Source organism: Streptomyces sp. NPDC001450 (genome assembly GCF_053597295.1).
The window spans coordinates 59,274-75,608 of sequence record NZ_JBSFHY010000003.1 but is presented as its reverse complement, the minus strand read 5'-3'; the positions used below and the strand labels follow the sequence as shown (position 1 = coordinate 75,608).

Below are 16,335 nucleotides of genomic sequence, written 5' to 3'. Positions count from 1 at the left end.
GAGAACGGGCGTCAGGCGCCCTCGGCGGCCGCGCGGCAGCGGTCCCTGGCCTGCAGGAAGACCTCCACGGCACGGCCCCGGTCCGGGGTGCGGTACATCCACGGCGGCGGTGTGACGTACGGGCCGATCGCGTCGAACACCCGAGCCGCGTCCGGGAACTGATGGGCACCCCACAGGGCGTGCGCCAGATGGTTGAGGTCCAGCAGCGAGCGTTCGGCCCGGGGCGTCTGCTCGAACCACGAGTGCAGCGCCCGCCGCGCCTCGCGGGTCGCGTCCTCCGCCACCCAGTGCAGGTCGAGCGCCGCGTCGTGCCCGCTGGAGCGCCGGTAGCGCTCGACCCGGACGTACAGCGGCAGCAGGTGCAGCGCGGACCCGGGCGGCGCCGAACCGGTCGCCCACTGGGCGTAGCCCGCGGCCTCGGCGAGCCGGTCCGAGGAGCCGATCGTGTACAGGAACTGCAGCATCCGGTGGTGGGCCTCGCGGTTGTGCGGGTCACGCCGGCCGGCCTCGGCCAGCAGCCCCCACGGGCCCGGCGGCAGCATCGGCTCCGGCGGCGGCGCCCGGTGCTCGTCCCAGCGCTGCTCCGGATCCAGCTGGGCCAGCGCCAGCAGGCAGACCCAGGGCACGGGGTCGTGCGGGGCGGTCTGGGTGGCGGACTGCGCGGCGTCCCACGCCTCGATCCACAACTCGTGCGTACGGCGGTGCCCCTCGCGCTGCGCCCGCAGGGCCCGCTCCACGCCGACCCGGGCGTGCATCACCGTGGCCGGCACACTGTGCGGCTCCTCCGCGAGCCAGGCCCGCACCACGTCGGTGCCGGCCGCCGCGGTCGCGAGCACCTGGGTGCGCTGGGTCCACTGCCACCAGCTCGTGGTGTCCGCGAGCAGCGCGCGCATCGCCATCCAGCGCCCCGTGCGCAGATCCTGGAGGGCGGTGCGTAAGGCCCCGTCGTGGCCGGCGGGGTCGTAGGAGGGGCGTGCTCCTTCTCTGGCCATCAGCCACCCGCCCCGGTCCGCGAGCGGACGGGCGGGGTGGCGGGGTGCGGTAGCAACAGCCCTCCTCTGGGCGGTGGTCGAGCGCCTCCGTGCGGGTCGGCGGTCACTATAGGGGTGTCACTTCCGCCTTGCCATTGTTGTCAACTCAACTACCTGGAGGGGGAGTTGACAGAGGACCCGGCCGAGCTTGACGCCGGACGCGGCCCGACGGCAGGCTGTTCGCGGCGATCTTCGAAGGGGCGTGCGGGAGGATGCGATGACGGGGCCGGTGCTCGCCGTCGACCAGGGCACGTCCGGCACCAAGGCCCTGGTGGTCTGTCCCGAACGCGGCGTCCTTGGCGCCGGGTTCGCCGCCGTGACGCCCCGCCACCTGCCCGGCGGTCTGGTCGAGGTGGATCCGGCCGAGCTGTACGCCTCGGTCGTCGGCGCCGGTCACCGCGCACTCGCCGAAGCGGGCGAGGACGTCGTGGCGATGGGCCTGGCCAACCAGGGCGAAACCGTCCTCGCCTGGGACCCGGCGACCGGCCGCCCGCTGACCGACGCCCTCGTCTGGCAGGACCGGCGCGCCGAGACCGTCTGCGCCGAACTCGCCGACCACGCGGCAGAGTTGCGGCAGCTGACCGGTCTGCCCCTCGATCCGTACTTCGCGGCCCCCAAGATGGCCTGGATCCGCCGCCATCTCACCCGCGAGGGCGTCGTCACCACCTCCGACACCTGGCTGGTCCACCGCCTCACCGGCGCCTTCGTCACCGACGCGGCCACCGCCGGGCGCACCCAGCTCCTCGACCTCGACCGTGCCCAGTGGTCGCCACGGGCGCTGGAGGCCTACGGGCTGTCGGACGAACGGCTCCCGCAGGTGGTCGACAACGCCCAACCCGTCGGCACCACCAGCGCGTTCGGCCCCGAGATCCCGCTCACCGGACTCGCCGTCGACCAGCAGGCCGCCCTGCTCGCCCAGCGCATCACCGGCCCCGGCGCCGCCAAGTGCACCTACGGCACCGGCGCGTTCCTGCTCGCGCACACCGGCGGCACCCCCCGGCGCGGCACCTCAGGGCTGGTCAGCTGCGTCGCCTGGCGGCTCGCCGGAGAGACCGGCTACTGCCTCGACGGGCAGGTCTACACGGCCGCCTCCGCCGTGCGCTGGCTCACCGACCTCGGCGTCATCTCCTCGGCCGCCGACCTCGACCCGGTCGGCGGCGCCGTACCCGACAGCGGCGGCGTCACCTTCGTCCCCGCCCTCGCCGGGCTCGCCGCCCCCTGGTGGCGCGGCGACCTGCGCGGCTCCCTGACCGGGCTCGGCCTCGACACCGGACCCGGACACCTGGTGCGCGCCCTGTGCGAGGGCCTGGCGGCGCAGGTCGTCGAGCTGGCGGAGGCGGCCGCGGCCGATCTCGGCACCCCGCTCGACGCGCTGCGCGTCGACGGCGGTCTGACCCGCTCCGCCCTCCTCATGCAGACCCAGGCCGACCTGCTGCAACGCCCCGTCGAGGTCTCCGCGCTGCACGACGCCACCGCACTCGGCGCCGCCACCCTGGCCCGGCTCGGCGCGGACCCTGCGCTGAGCGTGGAAGACGCCCTGCCCGGCTGGAAGCCCGCGACCGTGTACGAGCCCCGCGTCCCGGCCGACCAGGCAGCCGAACGCCTGGCCGGCTTCCGCGGCGCCGTCGCCGCCCTGCTCGACTCATGACCGTCACCGCGGAGGGGCCGCTGCCCGGGCAGCCGTACGACGTTGCGGTCGTCGGCGCCGGAGTCGTCGGCTGCGCCGTCGCCCGTGAACTCGCCCGCCACCCCCGGCTGCGCATCGCGCTGGCCGAGGCCCAGGACGACGTCGGCCAAGGCACCTCCAAGGCCAACACCGCGATCCTGCACACCGGTTTCGACGCGACCCCGGGAACCCTGGAGGCCCGGCTGGTCCGCGAGGGCCACCAGCGGCTGGCCGCCTACGCCGCCGAGACCGGCATCCCCGTCGAACGGGTCGGCGCCCTGCTCGTCGCCTGGGACGAGGAGCAGCTCGCCGCCCTGCCCCGCCTCGCCGAGAAGGCTGAGCGCAACGACTACCCGCACACCCAAATCCTTGGCGCCGACGAGCTGTACGCCCGCGAACCGCACCTCGGCCCCGGCGCGCTGGGCGCCCTGCACGTGCCCGGCGAGAGCATCATCTGCCCGTGGACGACGACCCTGGCGTACGCAACCCAGGCGGTCCGTGCCGGCGTCGACCTGCACCTGAACACCCGTGTGGAGCAGGCGAGTCGGGACGCCCAAGGTCACCTCCTGACCACCTCCAGAGGCACCCTGCACGCCCGCCACCTGGTCAACGCGGCCGGACTGCACGCCGACACCCTCGACCGGGCGCTGGGCCACGACGACTTCACCGTCACCCCGCGCCGCGGCCAGCTCATCGTCCACGACAAGCTCGCCCGCCCCCTGGTCCGGCACATCCTCCTGCCCGTCCCGACCGCCCTCGGCAAGGGCGTCCTGGTCGCGCCCACCGTCTACGGCAACGTCCTGCTCGGCCCCACCGCCGAGGACCTGCACGACAAGGGCGCCACCGGCTCCACCGCCGAAGGACTCGCGCTGCTGCGGGAGAAGGGCGGCCGCATCCTGCCCGCGCTGCTGCGGGAGGAGGTCACCGCCGTCTACGCCGGGCTGCGCGCGGCCACCGAGCACGAGGACTACCGCATCACCGCCCATTCCGAGCAGGCGTACGTCACCGTCGGCGGCATCCGCTCCACCGGCCTGACCGCGTCCCTGGCCATCGCCGCCCACGTCGTCGGCCTGCTGACCGAGACCGGGCTCGACCCCGGACCGGCGCGCGACCTCGACCCGGTCCGCATGCCCAACCTCGGCGAGGCCTTCCCGCGCCCCCATCAGCGGCCCGAACTCATCGCCGCCGACCCGGAGTACGGCACCCTCGTCTGCCACTGCGAGCGCGTCTCCCGCGGCGAGATCCGCGACGCCCTCGCCAGTACGATCCCGCCGCGCACCCTGGAGGGCCTGCGTCGCCGCACCCGGGCCCGGGCCGGCCGTTGCCAGGGCTTCTACTGCGGGGCGGCGGTACGGCAGCTGTTCGAGGAGGCCCGCACATGACCGCCGACCGCAGGGTCGACGTCCTGGTCGTCGGCGCCGGTCCCGCCGGACTCGCCGCCGCGGCCCGGTCGGCCGCCGCCGGTGCCGGCCGGGTCGAGGTGCTGGAACGGGAGGCGCAGGCCGGGGGAGTGCCCCGGCACTGCGCCCACGGCGGCTTCGGCACGTGGACGCGGCGGCTGACCGGACCGGAGTACGCCCGGCTGCTCACCGAGGGCGCCATACACACCGGGGCCGTGCTGCGGACCGGTGTGACGGTCCTGGACTGGGCGGGCCCGCGCACACTCACGACGGTCGGCCCGCAGGGCCTGGAGAGGATCGAGGCCGAAGCCGTCGTCCTGGCCACCGGCTCCCGTGAACGCCCGCGCGCGGCCCGGCTGGTGCCCGGCACCCGGCCCGCCGGCGTCTACACCACCGGCGAACTCCAGCAGGCGGTGCACCTGTTCGGGCAGTCCATCGGCACCCGCGCGGTGGTGGCCGGCGCGGAGGGGGTCTCCTACTCGGTGGCCGACACCCTGCGCACGGCCGGTGTGGCGGTCGTCGCCCTGCTGACCGAACACCCTCGGGCCCAAGCCCCGCTGCTGCGCGCCCAGTCGGCCCGCCTGGGCCGCCGTGTCCCGCTCCTCACGGACACCACGGTCACCGAACTCCTCGGCCACGGCCGCCTGTCCGCGGTCCGCGTCCGGCACCGTGACGGCCGTACGGCCACTCTGCCCTGCGACACGGTCGTCTTCACCGGTGACTTCGTCCCCGAGAACGAACTCGCCCGCCGGGCCGGCATCACGCTGGACGCGAGCCCGCACACCTCGCGGCCGGGCGTCTTCGCCGTCGGAGCCGTGCTGCACCCCGGACAGCGGGCCAGGGCGGCCGGCTGGGCCGGGGCGGAGGCGGGCGGTGCGGTGCTGGAGTGGCTGGCGGGAGGGGAGTGGCCGGCACGCAGGTCCGGGTAGGACCCGTGCTCGCAGGTCCGTGGATGACCCGTGCTCACAGGTCCGTGTAAGACCCGTGCCGCCCCGCACCCCCGGCGAAGCGTGCCGCTCCCTCCAGACCCTCCGCCAGCACACCCATGCCGTACCGCAGTTCGCCCCGCAGGGCGCTCTCCTCGTCCATGCCGTCCTGGTCCAGCACCGAGGCCCGGTCACCGCGCAGGCAGGCCTGCGGGAAGCGGGCGATCCGGGCCGCCAGTTCCTCGGCCTCCGCGCGGGCGTGGCCGGCCGGGACGAGCCGGTTGGCGAGGCCGATGTCGTAGGCCTCGCGGGCCGGGACCGGGCGGCCGGTGAGGATCATGTCCATGGCCCGGCCGGTGCCGATCAGCCGGGGCAGCCGTACCGTGCCGCCGTCGATCAGCGGTACGCCCCAGCGGCGGCAGAACACCCCGAACACGGCGTCCTCCTCGGCGACCCGGAGATCGCACCACAGGGCCAGTTCGAGGCCGCCCGCCACGGCGTGCCCCGCGACGGCGGCGATCACCGGCTTGGACAGCCGCATCCGGGTCGGCCCCATCGGGCCGTCGCCCTCCTCGGCGACCCGGTTGCCGCGCTCGCCGCCCATCGCCTTCAGGTCGGCGCCCGCGCAGAACGTGCCGCCCTCGCCCCACAGCACCGCCACCCGCGCGTTCTCGTCGGCCTCGAACTCCCGGAAGGCGGCAGCGAGTTCGGCGGCCGTGGGACCGTCCACCGCGTTGCGGACCTCGGGGCGGGACAGGACGATCGTGGTGACGTGTTCCTGATGCTCGACGCGGACCGGCATGGGACCCCTTTTCATGTGGTGGGCCCAGCAGGGTACTCGTCACCGGAGCGCGGGCGTTCACCTCCTGAACCCGGGCGTGACCGCAGGGACGGCTCGGCGGGGCCGTCGGGCCCAGGCAGGTCGGCAGGTGCCCGGGTACCCGGCGAATCTTCCGATGCCCTGAAGCCGCTCGCGCTGTTGAAGGGGTCGTTAGGCAGGTCCGGATCCGGATGGCCAGAAGCACCGCGTCCTGGGTGGCTGAGCCCGCAGCGCCAGAGGGACCTTTGGCCGAACGAGGCCGGGAGGGACTCTCCGCGTCAGGGATGCGCGGCCGGCTTCCGGGCGCCGCAGACGCCGTGCGACGTGCCGCTCAGATGACCTTCAACCGCACCAGCGCCCCCAGCGTCAACGCGCCCGGCAGCAGCGGTACCCAGACGGTGATGATGCGGTAGGCGAGCACCACCGCCGTGGCCACCGCCACCGGGCCGCCCGCCGCCACCAGCGCCACGATCAGCGCCGCCTCGACCGAGCCGAGCCCGCCCGGCGTGGGTACCAGTGCCACCACGACCGTCGCGGCCAGGTACGCGAGCGCCATGTGCGCGGGCGGCACCGGCAGTCCCAGCGCCCGCCCCACCGCCACCAGGCCTGCCGCCTGGAGCGCGGGGAAGGCGAGCGAGCCGCCCCACAGCGCGAGCGCCCGGGCGGGACGCGTGTGCACCGAGCGGGCCTCGCCCACGGCGGTGCGGACGAAGCCGAGCACGGGCGTGCGCAGGCGGCGTACGAGGGCCAGCGCGGCCACCGCCACCACGAGCACCGCGCCCGCGACGGACAGCACCGGTCCGACGGCCCCGGCGGGCAGCAGGGTGCCGAGCCGCAGCGCGTCCGGGAAGGCGAGCAGCAGCGCGGCCAGCAGGCTCAGCCGGCCGACCGACTCGGCGAGCAGGTACAGCGCGAGAGCCGCGGAGGAGCGGGCCAGCGGCACCCCGCACACGCTCATGAACCGCAGGTTGACCGCGCCCGCGCCCAGCCCCGTCGGCAGCAGGTGGTTGGCCGAGCCCGCCGCGAACTGGGTCGCCAGCAGCCGCCACCGGGGCAGCCGCTGGACGACGGCGCTCTGCCGGGTGACGGCCGCGGCCACCCAGGTCAGACAGGTGGTGCCGGCCGCCGCCAGCAGCCAGGGCCACGAGGCGGTCCGCAGCTGGCCGAATCCCTCGGCGAGCACCGACCGGTGCCGCACCGCGACGATCGCGACGAGCAGGAGCGGAAGCAGGCACAGGATCTGCCGCACGGGGACGCTCCGGGCGAGCCGGGGGAGGCGTCCCTCACGGAGGTCGGGGAGTCGTACCGCTGTCACATCGGGAGAGGTTTTCCGTGCCGTACCAACGGCGGGTGGCCGAAGCGGGGACGGCGGCTTACGGACGGGCAGCGGATGAGAGGGGAGGGGCATGGGAGCCTTCGGGTGCGAGGACGTCGGTGGGATTGAAATGGCGCAGACATTGACCTCAACGAAGCTTGAGGTCCTACGTTCTCTCCCATGAGCATGGAAACCACCGCCTGGACGCAGCTGCACAGCGTGATGACCGCGCAGCAGGAGCGCCGCCCCTTCGCCCGCGCCACGCTGCGCCGCATCGCCGCCTTCGCCCGCCCGCACCGCGCGGGCATCATCCGCTTCGTGCTGCTCGGGGTGGTGACCGCACTGCTCGCCGTCGCCACGCCCGTGCTCGCCGGCCACGTCGTCGACACGATCGTGGCAGGTCACGACTCCGGGAAGGTCGTCCGGCTCTCCCTGCTCATCGCGCTCGTCGCCCTCGCGGAGGCGGGGCTCGGCATCCTCGGTCGGCGCCTGTCTGCGACGCTCGGGGAGGGACTCATCCTCGACCTGCGCACGGCCGTGTTCGATCATGTGCAGCGCATGCCCGTCGCGTTCTTCACACGTACCCGTACGGGCGCGCTGGTCAGCCGGCTCAACAACGACGTGATCGGCGCCCAGCGCGCGTTCGCCAACACCCTGTCGGGCGTGGTGACCAACCTGGTGACCCTGCTGCTCACCCTCGCCGTCATGCTCACCCTGTCCTGGCAGATCACCCTGCTCGCGCTGGTGCTGCTTCCGGTGTTCGTGCTGCCGGCCCGCCGCATGGGCAGCCGGATGGCGCGGATGCAGCGGGAGGCGGCGGCGCTGAACGCGGCCATGGGCACCCGGATGACCGAGCGCTTCTCCGCGCCGGGCGCCACCCTGGTCAAGCTGTTCGGCCGCCCGGAGGAGGAGTCGGCCGAGTTCGCGGAACGCGCCCGCCGGGTGCGTGACATCGGCGTGCGCACGGCGACCGCCCAGTCGGTGTTCATCACCGCCCTCACCCTCGTCTCCGCCCTTGCCCTGGCCCTGGTCTACGGCCTCGGCGGCTGGTTCGCGCTGCACGGCACCCTGGAGGCGGGCGCGGTCGTCTCCCTCGCGCTGCTGCTGACCCGGCTCTACGCTCCGCTCACCGCGCTCGCCGGAGCCCGCGTGGAGGTGATGAGCGCGCTGGTCAGCTTCGAGCGGGTCTTCGAGGTGCTCGACCTGAAGCCGCTCATCGAGGAGAAGCCGGACGCCGTCGAGATGCCCGAGGGTCCGGTCGCGGTCGAGTTCGAGGACGTCACCTTCTCCTACCCGTCCGCCGACCAGGTCTCCCTCGCCTCCCTGGAGGAGGTCGCCGCCCTCGACACCCGCGGCGGCGCCGAGGTTCTGCACGGCATCTCGTTCCGCGCCGAACCCGGCCAGACCGTCGCCCTCGTCGGCTCCTCCGGCGCCGGCAAGTCCACCATCGCGCAGCTGCTGCCGCGCCTTTACGACGTCGACGCCGGAGCCGTCCGCATCGGCGGGACCGACGTCCGGGACCTGACCGCCGCCTCCTTGCGGGCCACCCTCGGCATGGTCACCCAGGACGGCCACCTCTTCCACGACACCGTCCGCGCCAACCTGCTGCTCGCCCGCCCGGACGCGACGGACGACGAGCTGTGGGACGCGCTCGGCCGGGCCCGCCTCGCCGAGGTCGTACGGTCCCTGCCCGACGGCCTGGACACGGTCGTCGGTGAACGCGGCTACCGGCTCTCCGGCGGCGAGCGCCAGCGCATGACCATCGCCCGGCTGCTGCTGGCCCGCCAGCGCGTGGTCATCCTCGACGAGGCCACGGCCCACCTGGACAACACCTCGGAAGCAGCCGTCCAGGAGGCGCTCACCGAGGCCCTGGAGGGCCGCACCGCCGTGGTGATCGCCCACCGCCTGTCCACCGTCCGGGCCGCCGACCAGATCCTGGTCGTGGAGGCCGGCCGGATCGTGGAGCGGGGCACGCACGACGAACTCCTCGCGGCGGGCGGCCGGTACGCGGAGCTGCACCGCACGCAGTTCGCCCAGCGGGGCGACGAGGTGACCGCGGTCTGAGACCGCGGGGGGTGGGCGGCGCGGGTTGCTGCCCACCCCCTTGACTCCAGTGGTCCGGACCTTTAACTTCACGCCTTAAACAAAGACTCCGGATGCACTCAACACCCTGCCGCCACCCCTGTGTTGGGCCTGCGCCCGGGCACCCCCCACGTGAAAGGCCACCCCCGCACATGGCCAGACCACTCCCCGCAGCCGTCTCGCTCGCCGCCCTGGCCCTCACCACCGGCCTGCTCACCGCCGCCCCGGCGCGGGCCGCCACCGGCACCATCACCGGCCTCGCCGGCAAGTGCCTCGACGTCGCCGGGGCAAGTGCCGCCGACGGCACGGCCGTTCAGCTCTACGACTGCAACGGCACCGCAGCCCAGCAGTGGACGGTCGGCGGCGACGGCACCGTCCGCGCCCTCGGCAAGTGTCTTGACGTCATCGGGAACTCGACCGCCGACGGCGCCAGGGTCCAGCTGTGGTCCTGTACCGGCGGCGCGAACCAGAAGTGGACCGTCACCGCCGCCCACGACATCGTCAACCCGCAGGCCGACAAGTGCCTGGACGTCACCGGCAACTCCTCGGCCAGCGGCACCCGCGCCCAGATCTGGAGCTGCACCGGCGGCGCCAACCAGAAGCGGAACGCGCCCGCGGCGGACGGCGGCACCGCCCCGTCCGCGCCGATGGCCGTGGCGCCGTACCTCTACAACGGCTGGGGCAGCCCGCCGAGCCCGAGCACGATCACCCAGGCCACCGGCGTGAAGTGGTTCACGCTCGCCTTCGTGCTCAGCAACGGCTACTGCAACCCCCAGTGGGACGGCAGCCGCCCGCTGGCCGGTGGCGTCGACCAGCAGACCGTCAACACCGTGCGGGCGAACGGCGGTGACGTCATCCCGTCCTTCGGCGGCTACAGCGGCAACGAGCTGGAGAGCTCCTGCTCCAGCGCGGGCGAACTCGCCGCCGCCTACCAGAAGGTGATCGACGCCTACGGCCTGAAGGCGATCGACATCGACATCGAGGCCGACGCCTACAGCAACCCCGCCGTGCAGCAGCGCACCGTGGACGCGCTCAAGACCGTGAAGGCCGACAACCCCGGCCTGAAGGCGTACATCACCATCGGCACCGGGCAGAGCGGCCCCGACACCGGCCTCATCGACCGGGCCGCCTCCTCCGGGCTGACCGTGGACGCATGGGCGATCATGCCGTTCGACTTCGGCGGCGCCGGGCAGAACATGGGCAACCTCACCACGCAGGCCGCCGAAGGCCTGAAGAACGCGCTGAAGAACGCCTACCACTACAGCGACGACCAGGCCTACCGGGACATGGGCATCTCGTCCATGAACGGCATCACCGACAACAACGAGACCGTCACGGTGAGTGACTTCCGGACCATCCTGGCCTACGCCCGGCAGCACCACCTCGCCCGGCTCACCTTCTGGTCCGCCAACCGCGACCGCCCGTGCAACGGCGGCCCCGCCGACAGCTGCTCCGGCGTCTCCCAGTCCGCCTGGGACTACACCCGCGTCTTCGCCGGCTACACCGGCTGACCCCGTCCTCCAGGAGAACCCGTGCCTCCCCTCACCCGCCGTCGCAGATCGACGGCCGGCGCGCTGGTCGCCGTGACCGCCGCGTCCCTGCTCACCGCCGCACCCGCGAGCGCGGCGACCTCCGCCGCCCTGCCCACCGGCCTCGCCACCGTCGTCGACGCCGCGAGCGGCAAGTGCCTGGACGCCAGGGCGGCCGGCACCGCCAACGGCACCGTCGTGCAGCAGTACACCTGCAACGGCACCACGGCACAGCAGTGGAGCTTCACCGCCACCGGTGACGGCTACGTCCGTATCGGCAACGGCAACAACACGGGCCAGGTCGTGGACGTGGCCGACGTCTCCACCGCCGACAACGCCCAAGTGCACCTGTGGAGTTACGGCGGCGGCGCCAACCAGCAGTGGCTGCCGGTGGACGACGGCGGCGGCGCCTTCCACTTCGTCAACCGGGGCAGCGGCAAGTGCCTGGACGATCCGGGCGCCTCACTCGCGGACAGCGTGCAGTTCGTGCAGTACACGTGCAACGGCACCGCCGCCCAGCGCTTCCAGGTGGTCCCGGTGACCCAGTCCGCCGGCAACCCCGACCTCGGCCCGAACGTCGTCGTCCTCGACCCGTCGATGTCGTCCTCGGCCGTCCAGAGCAAGCTGGACACCATCTTCACGCAGCAGGAGACCAACCAGTTCGGCTCCCAGCGCTACGCCGTGCTCTTCAAGCCCGGCGCCTACAGCGCGGACGTCAACGTCGGCTTCTACACGCAGGTGCTGGGCCTCGGCCTCACCCCGGACGCCGTCTCCGTCAACGGCGCGGTGCACGCGGAGGCGGACTGGTTCCAGGGCAACGCCACGCAGAACTTCTGGCGTGGCGCCGAGAACCTGTCGGTCAACCCCGGTGGCGGCAGCGACCGTTGGGCGGTCTCGCAGGCGGCGCCGTACCGGCGGATGCACCTGCGGGGCAACCTGGCCCTGGACGACGGCGGCTGGTCCAGCGGCGGCTACCTGGCCGACAGCAAGGTCGACGGGCGGGTCGACTCCGGCAGCCAGCAGCAGTGGCTGACCCGCAACTCCCAGCTGGGCAGCTGGACCGGGTCCAACTGGAACATGGTCTTCGTCGGCAGCCAGGGCGTCCCGGCCACCAGCTTCCCCAACCCCCCCTACACGACGGTCGCGCAGAGCCCGGTCAGCCGGGAGAAGCCGTTCCTGTACGTCGACGGCAACGGCGCCTACCAGGTGTTCGTGCCGTCGGTGCGGTCCGACTCCACGGCGACCAGCTGGGCCGGCGGCAGCCCGGCGGGCAGCTCGCTGTCCCTGGACACCTTCTACGTCGTCAAGCCGGGCGCGACCGCGTCCCAGATCGACTCCGCGCTCGCCGCGGGCAAGAACCTCCTGATCACCCCGGGCGTCTACCACCTGGACCGGACCCTGAAGGTGACCCGCCCCGACACCGTCGTCCTCGGCCTGGGTCTCGCCACCCTCGTCCCGGACAACGGCATCACCGCGATGACCGTCGCCGACGTCGACGGCGTGAAGATCGCGGGCCTGCTCTTCGACGCCGGCACCACCAGCTCCAAGAGCCTTCTCGAAGTGGGCCCGGCCGGCTCCGCCGCCTCCCACGCGGCCGACCCGACCTCCCTGCACGACGTCTACGTCCGCGTCGGGGGCGCCGGCGTCGGCAAGGCGGCCACCAGCATCGTCGTCAACAGCGACAACGTCATCGGCGACCACATGTGGATCTGGCGCGCCGACCACGGCAGCGGCGTCGGCTGGACCAGCAACACCGCCGACACCGGGCTCGTGGTCAACGGCGACGACGTGACCATGTACGGGCTGTTCGTCGAGCACTTCCAGAGGTACCAGGTGCTCTGGAACGGCAACGGCGGCCGCACCTACTTCTTCCAGAACGAGATGCCCTACGACCCGCCGAACCAGGCGGCCTGGATGAACGGCTCCACCCAGGGCTACGCCGCCTACAAGGTCGCCGACTCCGTCACCAGCCACCAGGCCTACGGCCTCGGCAGCTACTGCTACTTCAACGTCAACCCCTCCGTGACCGCCGCGCACGCCATCGAGGCACCGAACACCTCCGGCGTCCGCTTCACCAGCATGGTGACCGTCTCCCTCGGCGGCACCGGCACCATCAGCCACGTCGTCAACAACACCGGAGGACCCTCGAACTCGGCCACCAACGTGGCCGACCTCGCCGGCTACCCCTGACCGGTGCGACGGGCGGGGACAAGGGGGACCTCGCCCGTCGCACCTGCTCCGCAGGCCGATCTCCCGACAGCGAGGCAGACTGGACCGAGGAGGACGGAAGGACCGCTTCGGTGACGGGTCTGCTGTGGGAGTACGACGGCTACGACCCCGCGGAGGAACGCCTGCGGGAGTCCCTGTGCACCCTGGGCAACGGCTACTTCGCCACCCGCGGGGCGCTGACCGAGTGCGCCGCGGACACCGTGCACTACCCCGGCACCTACGCGGCCGGCTGCTACAACCGGCTCACCTCCGAGATCTCCGGGCGCCGGGTCCAGAACGAGGACATGGTCAACCTGCCCAACTGGCTGCCGCTCCGCTTCCGCCCCGTCGGCGGCGACTGGCTCACCCCCGACACCGCCCCGGTCACCGAACACCAGCAGGTCCTCCACCTGGACCCGGGGGTACTGGAGCGCCGTACCCGCTACCTGCTCGGCACCGACGGCACGCTCCTCGTCCGGCAGCTCCGCCTCGTCCACATGGCCGACCCGCACCTCGCCGCCCTGCGCACCGACCTCACCGCCGAGGGCCGCGCCGCCGAGCTGGACGTCGAGGCCGCGCTCGACGGGAGCGTCACCAACTCCGGCGTGGCCCGCTACCGGGACCTGGACGGCCGCCACCTCACCCACATCGAGACGGGCGGCGCGGCCGCGCCCGGCACGATGTGGCTGCGCTGCCACACCCGTACCTCGGACACCGCCATCGGGCTGGCCTCCCGGCTGGTCGCCGACGTGCCGGTGTCGGACGCCCATGAGGCGCAGCGGGCCGTACAGCACCTGCGGCTGTCCGTGGAGCCCGGACGTACGGTCACCGTCGACAAGACCGTCGCCCTGCACACCTCCCACGACCCCGCCATCAGCGACCCGCTGTGCGCGGCCCTCGACCGGGTCGCCGACGCGCCCGGCTTCGACGAGCTGCTCACCTCGCACATCACGGCCTGGGAGCAGCTGTGGCGGCGGGCCGAACTCGACGTACCCGGAGATCCCGGCCGCATCCTGCGCCTGCACCTCTTCCACGTGCTGCAGACCCTCTCCCCACACACGGCCGACCTCGACGTCGGCGTACCCGCACGCGGACTGCACGGCGAGGCGTACCGGGGACACGTCTTCTGGGACGAACTGTTCGTCCTGCCCTACCTCAACCTCCATCTGCCCGAGGTCTCGCGCGCCCTGCTCCACTACCGCCACCGCCGCCTGGACGCGGCCCGGCACACGGCCCGCGAGGCCGGCCTGCGCGGTGCGCTGTACCCGTGGCAGAGCGGCAGCGACGGCCGCGAGGAGACCCAGGAACTGCACCTCAACCCGCGCTCGGGGCGCTGGCTGCCCGACCACTCCCGGCTGCAGCGGCACGTCGGCTCGGCCGTGGCGTACAACATATGGCAGTACTGCGAGGCCAGCGGCGACATGGACTTCCTGCACACCGAGGGCGCCGAGACGCTCCTCGAGATCGCCCGCTTCTGGGCCGACTCGGCCACCTACGACGACCACCTCGGCCGGCACCGCATCCGGGGCGTGGTCGGCCCCGACGAGTACCACGACGCCTACCCCGGCGCACCCGAACCCGGCCTGGACGACAACGCGTACACCAACGTCACCGCCGCCTGGGTCCTCACCCGCACCCTGGACCTGCTGCGCGCCCTGCCCGAGCCGCGCCGCCGCGAACTCGTCGAGAGCACCGGCCTGAGGGAAGGCGAACTCGCCCGCTGGGAGGAGATCTCCCGCACCCTCCACGTGCCCTTCCACGACGGCGTGATCAGCCAGTTCGAGGGCTACGGCGATCTCGCCGAACTGGACTGGCACGGCTACCGCGAGCGGTACGGCGACATCCGGCGCCTGGACCGGATCCTGGAGGCGGAGGGCGACACCGTCAACCGCTACAAGGCGTCCAAACAGGCCGACGTCCTGATGCTCGGCTACCTGTTCTCACCCGCCGAACTCCGCTCTCTCTTCGCCTGGTTGGGACACCGCCTCGACGAGGAAACCTGGACCGCGACGGTCGACCACTACCTGCACCGCACCACGCACGGCTCCACCCTCAGCGGCCTGGTCCACGGCTGGATCCTGGCCCGCGCCCGCCGCGCCGACGCCTGGTCCTTCGTCCAGGAGGCGCTGCGCGGCGACATCGCCGACGTCCAGGGCGGCACCACCGGCGAGGGCATCCACCTCGGTGCCATGGCCGGCACCCTCGACCTCGTCCAGCGCTGCCTCACCGGCCTGGAGACGCGCGACAGCGAACTCTGGCTCGACCCGGTCCCGCTCCCGGAACTCTCCTCCTACGGCGTCTCGTTGCGCTACCGGGGCCACTGGGGCGTACACCTGCGGCTGCGCTCCGGCCAGCTGGAGGCCGCCATGCCGAAGGCCTCGGGGCCCACTCCCATCGACATCCGGCTGCCGGACCGTGTGGTGCGCGTCGGTCCGGGGGAGAGGGTACGCATGCGGCTGCCGGACTGACACTCTGGGTGCTCGCAGGGAAGCGGAGACGAGGAGATGCGGGAGATGCTGCGCGCACTCGCGGTGGACGACGAGGAACCCGCGCTGGAGGAACTGCTGTACCTCCTGGGCGGGGACCCGCGGATCGGCACCGTCCTGCCCGCCCTGGACGCCACCGAGGCACTGCGCCTGCTCGAACGGGCCAGGGAGGCCGGGCCGGACGGCGCCGAGGCCGTCGACGTCGTCTTCCTCGACATCAACATGCCCGGCCTCAGCGGCCTCGACCTGGCGGACCTGCTCGGCGGCTTCGCCGCACCGCCGCTGATCGTCTTCGTCACCGCCCACGAGGACTTCGCACTGCGGGCGTTCGACCTCAAGGCCGTGGACTACCTCCTCAAGCCCCTCCGCAAGGAGCGCTTCGCGGAGGCAGTACGGCGCGTCGCCGAGCTGACCAGGGTCGTCCAGGCCCCGGCCAACGCGCTGGGCGACCAGGTGCCCGTGGAACTGGGCGGGGTGACACGCTTCGTCCCCATCGCCGACATCACCTACGTCGAGGCCCAGGGCGACTACGCGCGCCTGCACACCCCGCGCGGCAGCCACCTGGTGCGGATCCCGCTGTCCACCCTGGAGGAACAGTGGCGCTCCCGCGGCTTCGTCCGCATCCACCGCAGCCGCCTGGTCGCCCTCGGCCGCATCGAGGAACTGCGCCTGGACGGCGGCAACCTGACCGTCCGCATCGGCGACCGGATCCTCGCCGTGAGCCGCCGCAACGCCCGGGAACTGCGGGACCTGCTGGCGCGGCAGGCCCAGGGCGCGGTGGGCAGGCCACGGTGACCGCGGGCGGCTGTGGCGAGCGTGTGCGAACCTCGTCCGGCGTCTACCTCACCGATGGCGCGCTGCGTACACTCGCC

Annotated in this window: 10 protein-coding genes and 1 pseudogene; 8 read left to right on the top strand and 3 right to left on the bottom strand. The window is 73.2% G+C overall.

Translation table 11 applies throughout. The features are described from left to right. Positions 1 to 11: 11 nt before the first annotated feature. Positions 12 to 992, bottom strand: a complete 981-nt coding sequence (locus tag ACWC5O_RS03795; protein WP_450584744.1) for a hypothetical protein — start codon at positions 990 to 992, stop codon at positions 12 to 14. 256 nt (positions 993 to 1,248) lie between these two features. Here ACWC5O_RS03795 and ACWC5O_RS03790 point away from each other — a divergent pair, with 256 nt between their 5' ends. The 3 genes and pseudogenes from ACWC5O_RS03790 to ACWC5O_RS03780 form a co-directional block, all read left to right on the top strand. Then, positions 1,249 to 2,679: an FGGY family carbohydrate kinase gene (locus ACWC5O_RS03790; RefSeq protein ID WP_450584742.1), complete on the top strand. Its 1,431-nt coding sequence runs from the start codon at positions 1,249 to 1,251 to the stop codon at positions 2,677 to 2,679. Next, positions 2,676 to 4,079: an FAD-dependent oxidoreductase gene (locus ACWC5O_RS03785; protein WP_450584741.1), complete on the top strand. Its 1,404-nt coding sequence runs from the start codon at positions 2,676 to 2,678 to the stop codon at positions 4,077 to 4,079. Before ACWC5O_RS03790 ends, ACWC5O_RS03785 begins: the two co-directional genes overlap by 4 nt. Continuing rightward, positions 4,076 to 5,008: pseudogene (locus ACWC5O_RS03780) on the top strand (NAD(P)/FAD-dependent oxidoreductase); the annotation flags it as partial. The gene ACWC5O_RS03785 and the pseudogene ACWC5O_RS03780, both read left to right, overlap by 4 nt. 52 nt (positions 5,009 to 5,060) lie before the next feature. Here ACWC5O_RS03780 and ACWC5O_RS03775 read toward each other — a convergent pair. After that, entirely contained in the window at positions 5,061 to 5,825 is a 765-nt protein-coding gene (locus ACWC5O_RS03775) for a crotonase/enoyl-CoA hydratase family protein (protein ID WP_450584739.1), read from the bottom strand. 349 nt (positions 5,826 to 6,174) lie between these two features. Then, a complete protein-coding gene (locus ACWC5O_RS03770) occupies positions 6,175 to 7,158 on the bottom strand; it encodes a lysylphosphatidylglycerol synthase transmembrane domain-containing protein (protein ID WP_450584737.1) in 984 nt (327 codons plus the stop codon). Between the two features lie 186 nt (positions 7,159 to 7,344). Here ACWC5O_RS03770 and ACWC5O_RS03765 point away from each other — a divergent pair, with 186 nt between their 5' ends. The 5 genes from ACWC5O_RS03765 to ACWC5O_RS03745 all read left to right on the top strand — a co-directional run bounded on the left by ACWC5O_RS03765 (position 7,345) and on the right by ACWC5O_RS03745 (position 16,258). Continuing rightward, the gene (locus ACWC5O_RS03765; protein WP_450585071.1) at positions 7,345 to 9,222 is read left to right on the top strand and encodes an ABC transporter ATP-binding protein; all 1,878 of its coding nucleotides are present in this window, start codon (positions 7,345 to 7,347) and stop codon (positions 9,220 to 9,222) included. 170 nt (positions 9,223 to 9,392) lie between these two features. Next, complete coding sequence (locus ACWC5O_RS03760) at positions 9,393 to 10,751, top strand: ricin-type beta-trefoil lectin domain protein (protein WP_450584735.1); 1,359 nt, start codon at positions 9,393 to 9,395, stop codon at positions 10,749 to 10,751. Positions 10,752 to 10,772: 21 nt separating this feature from the next. Then, complete coding sequence (locus tag ACWC5O_RS03755) at positions 10,773 to 12,959, top strand: RICIN domain-containing protein (RefSeq protein WP_450584733.1); 2,187 nt, start codon at positions 10,773 to 10,775, stop codon at positions 12,957 to 12,959. Positions 12,960 to 13,069: 110 nt separating this feature from the next. Then, complete coding sequence (locus ACWC5O_RS03750) at positions 13,070 to 15,445, top strand: glycoside hydrolase family 65 protein (RefSeq protein ID WP_450584731.1); 2,376 nt, start codon at positions 13,070 to 13,072, stop codon at positions 15,443 to 15,445. 45 nt (positions 15,446 to 15,490) lie between these two features. Next, positions 15,491 to 16,258, top strand: a complete 768-nt coding sequence (locus ACWC5O_RS03745; protein ID WP_450584730.1) for a LytR/AlgR family response regulator transcription factor — start codon at positions 15,491 to 15,493, stop codon at positions 16,256 to 16,258. Positions 16,259 to 16,335 lie beyond the last annotated feature (77 nt).

What these genes read in the sequence shown, in the direction of transcription:
- ACWC5O_RS03785 (WP_450584741.1), top strand. Translation starts at nt 2,676, where the DNA reads ATGACCGTCACCGCGGAGGGGCCGCTGCCCGGGCAGCCGTACGACGTT.
- ACWC5O_RS03775 (WP_450584739.1), bottom strand. Translation starts at nt 5,825, where the DNA reads ATGCCGGTCCGCGTCGAGCATCAGGAACACGTCACCACGATCGTCCTG.
- ACWC5O_RS03745 (WP_450584730.1), top strand. Translation starts at nt 15,491, where the DNA reads ATGCTGCGCGCACTCGCGGTGGACGACGAGGAACCCGCGCTGGAGGAA.
- ACWC5O_RS03760 (WP_450584735.1), top strand. Translation starts at nt 9,393, where the DNA reads ATGGCCAGACCACTCCCCGCAGCCGTCTCGCTCGCCGCCCTGGCCCTC.
- ACWC5O_RS03790 (WP_450584742.1), top strand. Translation starts at nt 1,249, where the DNA reads ATGACGGGGCCGGTGCTCGCCGTCGACCAGGGCACGTCCGGCACCAAG.
- ACWC5O_RS03765 (WP_450585071.1), top strand. Translation starts at nt 7,345, where the DNA reads ATGGAAACCACCGCCTGGACGCAGCTGCACAGCGTGATGACCGCGCAG.
- ACWC5O_RS03795 (WP_450584744.1), bottom strand. Translation starts at nt 992, where the DNA reads ATGGCCAGAGAAGGAGCACGCCCCTCCTACGACCCCGCCGGCCACGAC.